The organism is Nocardia sp. NPDC059764 (assembly GCF_042732555.1).
Classification (GTDB): domain Bacteria; phylum Actinomycetota; class Actinomycetes; order Mycobacteriales; family Mycobacteriaceae; genus Nocardia.
Window position 1 is genome coordinate 1 of the sequence record NZ_JBHWHH010000304.1, and the last position, 4168, is coordinate 4168.

General features: G+C 67.3%; 2 protein-coding genes. One reads left to right on the forward strand and one right to left on the reverse strand.

Annotated features, from left to right (window positions below; genetic code table 11):
* Nucleotides 1-38: 38 nt before the first annotated feature.
* Complete coding sequence (locus tag ACFV4K_RS34910) at nt 39-764, reverse strand: hypothetical protein (RefSeq protein ID WP_357094237.1); 726 nt, start codon at nt 762-764, stop codon at nt 39-41.
* Nucleotides 765-1139: 375 nt separating this feature from the next.
* On the opposite strand from ACFV4K_RS34910, the gene ACFV4K_RS34915 reads away from it, so the two are divergent.
* Nucleotides 1140-4168, forward strand: a 3029-nt coding sequence (locus tag ACFV4K_RS34915) for a heterodisulfide reductase-related iron-sulfur binding cluster (protein ID WP_379280574.1), incomplete at its 3' end; no start/stop codon positions are given.

The window sequence follows — 4168 nt, forward strand, 5'->3', positions numbered from 1 at the left end:
GTGTTCGAACCTGCCGGGGCGATGCCCCGGCGACGTCACTAGTTCGGGGTGACCTGCTGCTGCTGAGCGGCAGGAGCCCACTTGGTGGTGCCATCCGGCGCCTGCATGGTGTTCAGCAGGTCGATACCGGCCGCGACCAGGGTCGGGCCACCCGCGGCGATGGTGCCGAGGATGCCGCCGATGCCGGCGCCCGCGACCAGACCCGGCACGCAGCCGGCGACGATGGTCACAACGCAGCCGATGATCGCTCCGAGGGCGGTGCCCACGAAGCTGCCGATGCCCAGCGCGAGGCTGAACTGGGTGGAGAAGTAGCTCATCGCCTTCTGGTTCTCGTCAGAGGAGGCGATCGGCTTGGCGGAGGCGACCGGCGCGGCGGCCAGCACCTGGGTGCCGGGGTTGAAGTCGGCCGGCTTCTCCGGAACGACCTCGAGCACCTTGCCGTCTTCCTTGACCTCGGACTTGACCGGGATCTGGGTGCCCGCCGCGGTGTAGGACAGCGGGAACGAGATCACGACCGCGCCCTGCTGGTCCTTGACGTTGACCACCGTCTGCTTCGGGTCCTCGGGCGTCGCGCCGTCCTGCTGCGCGAGTTCGAAGGTGCCGTTCTTCAGGGTGGAGACGATCGTCTTGCCGTCGACCAGCTTGGTGGAGTAGTTGATTCCAGCAGGCTGTGCGGGAGCGTTGTCGGCGTGGGCGGTCGTCATCCCGATGGTCATTGCGCCGATGACCAGGGCAGCAGCCGCAGTGGTACTGCGAAGCTTCATTGGGTTGGTTTCCATTCCGTCATCAGGTATCCGCTGTGCGCTCTTCGCCACGCGAGGCCCGGCTTCCCTCGGGCCATGCCTCTACGCGCTAGGACGAGTCCTCCCCGAGCATGTGAAGACGCGCACAGCTGTCGGACAGCGTGAGCCTAGTCGATCACATTACGATTTGCGAGATCGGTTTCTTTCTGCACGCCACCATGTTTGGAAGTAAGCCTGCCCTTGGTTAAGGGCGTGATTTGCCGGGATTTACGGTGTGGGAAACCCTGGACAACCAAGTTACCGGCGGGTAACTTACCGTCCATTAGGATACGAGCAACTCGAGGCGTACCAGGCTGCCTCGCGAAACGCTCGTAGAACCGTAAGAGAGGTCGCGACATGAATGCCCTGACAGTGACACTGGGCACGATTGGGGCGGTGTTCACAGTCTTCTGTTGGGCATCGTTCATCGGAGGCACACGAAATATCGTGCGCACCGTCATGGTCGGGCAGTCCGCGCCCGATCGCTGGCGGCCGTTCTTCCCACGCTTCAAGACCATGTTCGTGGAGTTCCTCGCGCACACGCGCATGAACAAGTTCCGCACGGTCGGCTGGGCGCACTGGCTGGTCATGATCGGCTTCCTCGCCGGGTTCATCCTGTGGTTCGAGGCCTACGGTCAGACCTTCGACCCCGAATTCCATTGGCCCATCATCGGTTCCTGGGGCATCTACCACCTGGTGGACGAATTCCTCGGCATCGGAACCGTGATCGGCATCATCGTGCTGATCGTGATCCGCCAGCTGAACCACCCGCGCGTCCCGGCGCGGCTGTCGCGCTTCAGCGGTTCGAAGTTCGCGCCCGCCTATGTGATCGAATCCATCGTCCTCGTCGAGGGCCTGGGCATGGTGTTCGTGAAGGCCGGCAAGATCGCGACCTACCACGAATCCCACACCTGGAGCGACTTCTTCACCGAGCAGGTCGCCAAGCTGCTGCCCGAGTCGATCGCCATGGTGTCGGTCTTCGCGTTCATCAAGCTGATCTCCGGTGCGACCTTCCTGCTGCTGGTCGGCCGCAATGTCACCTGGGGTGTCGCCTGGCACCGTTTCGCGGCGTTCCCGAACATCTACTTCAAGCGTGAGAACGACGGCGACGTCGCCCTCGGCGCGGCCAAGCCGATGATGTCGAACGGCAAGGCGATCGAGATGGAGACCGCCGATCCGGACAACGACACCTTCGGTGTCGGCAAGTTCGAGGACTTCTCCTGGAAGGACATCCTCGACGTCACCACCTGTACCGAGTGTGGCCGCTGCCAGTCGCAGTGCCCGGCCTGGAACACGGGCAAGCCGCTCTCGCCGAAGCTGCTGATCATGTCGCTGCGCGACCACGGTTACGCCAAGGCCCCGTACCTGCTGGCCGGTGGCCGCAAGGACATGGGCGGCGACGAGATCGGTCTGGTCGACGCCGAGGGCAAGCCGAACGAGCGCGCGCTGGCGCAGATCTCGGAGGCGGCCCGCGCCGAGGCGGAGCGTCCGCTGGTCGGCGGCGAGGACGTCAACGGCATCATCGATCCCGAGGTGCTGTGGTCCTGCACCACCTGCGGCGCCTGCGTCGAGCAGTGCCCGGTGGATATCGAGCACGTCGACCACATCATCGACATGCGCCGCTACCAGGTGCTGATCGAGTCGGAGTTCCCTTCCGAGCTGGCCGGTCTGTTCAAGAACCTGGAGAACAAGGGCAACCCCTGGGGCCAGAACTCCAAGGACCGCCTGAACTGGATCTCCGAGGTCGACTTCGAGGTTCCGGTCTTCGGTAAGGACGCCGACAGCTTCGACGGCTACGAATACCTGTTCTGGGTCGGTTGCGCCGGCGCCTACGAGGACCGCGCCAAGAAGACCACCAAGGCCGTCGCCGAGCTGCTGGCCACCGCGGGCACCAAGTTCATGGTGCTCGGCCAGGAGGAGACCTGCACCGGCGACTCGGCTCGCCGCGCGGGCAACGAGTTCCTGTTCCAGCAGCTGGCCATGCAGAACATCGAACTGCTGAACTCGGTGTTCGAGGGTGTCGAGCAGGCCAAGAAGAAGATCGTCGTCACCTGTGCGCACTGCTTCAACGCACTCAACAACGAGTACCCGCAGGTGGGCGGCACCTACGAGGTCGTGCACCACACCCAGCTGCTGAACCGCCTCGTCCGCGGCAAGCAGCTGGTGCCGGTGTCGCCGGTCGCGCAGAACGTGACCTACCACGACCCTTGCTACCTGGGCCGGCACAACAAGATCTACAACGCGCCGCGTGAGCTCATGGAGGCCTCGGGCTCGACCCTGGTCGAAATGCCGCGTCACGCCGAACGTTCCATGTGCTGTGGCGCCGGTGGCGCGCGCATGTGGATGGAGGAGCAGCTCGGCAAGCGCATCAATATCGACCGGGTCGACGAGGCGCTGGACACCTTGAAGGGCGGCAACGAGCCGTCCATGATCGCCACCGGCTGCCCGTTCTGCCGCGTCATGCTGACCGACGGCGTCACCGCCCGCAAGGACGGCGGCGAGGTCGGCCAGGGCGTCGAGGTCGTCGATGTCGCGCAGCTCATGCTGCAGTCCATCAACCGCGTGGACGCCGCGACCCTGACCGAGAACCTGAAGGTCGTCCAGCAGCCCAAGGCCGCGCCCGAGCCGGAGCCCACTCCGGAGCCGGTCAAGGCCGCGGTCGCGGTCGCCGAAGCCCCCGCCGAGGCCGCCCCGAAGGCCGCTCCGGCCGGTGGCGGACTGGGTATGAAGGGTGGCCTGAAGCCGCCGGGCGGCGGTAAGGGCCTGGCCATGAAGGGCGGGCTCAAGGCTCCGGGCGCGAAGACCGAGGCTCCGGCCGCCGAGGCCGCTCCGGCGGCCGAGGAGACCGCCGCCCCGGCTCCGGCCAAGGGTCTCGCCATGAAGGGCGGCCTGAAGGCCCCCGGCGGCAAGGGTCTGGCCATGAAGGGTGCCGCCAAGGCGCCCGGCGCGAAGGCCGAAACCGCTTCCGCCGCTGCGGCTCCCGCCGAGGCCGCCGCTCCGGAGGCTCCGGCCGCGAAGCCGGGCGGGCTCGCCATGAAGGGTGGCCTGAAGGCTCCCGGTGGCAAGGGTCTGCAGATGAAGGGCGCCGCCAAGGCTCCGGGTGCCAAGCCCGCCGCCGAGGCCGCTCCCGCCCAGGCGCCCGCGGCCGCCGCTCCGGCTCCGGCCGCCGAGGCGGCCGCGACCGAGACCGCTGCCCCGGCCGCGGAGGCCAAGCCGTCCATCGCCCCCAAGGGTCTGGCCATGAAGTCGGGTCTGAAGCGCCCCGGCCCGAAAGCTCCGGGCGCCGCCGCTCCGGCTGCCACCCCGGCGCCGGAAGCGCCTGCGGCTCCGGCCGATTCGGCGCTGGCTGCCGCCCCGGCCCCCGCGGCCGAGCCCGCCGCCCCGGC

Bases quoted from the DNA above. Each gene is read 5' to 3' on its own strand.
- ACFV4K_RS34910 (WP_357094237.1), bottom strand. From the start codon at position 764: ATGAAGCTTCGCAGTACCACTGCGGCTGCTGCCCTGGTCATCGGCGCA.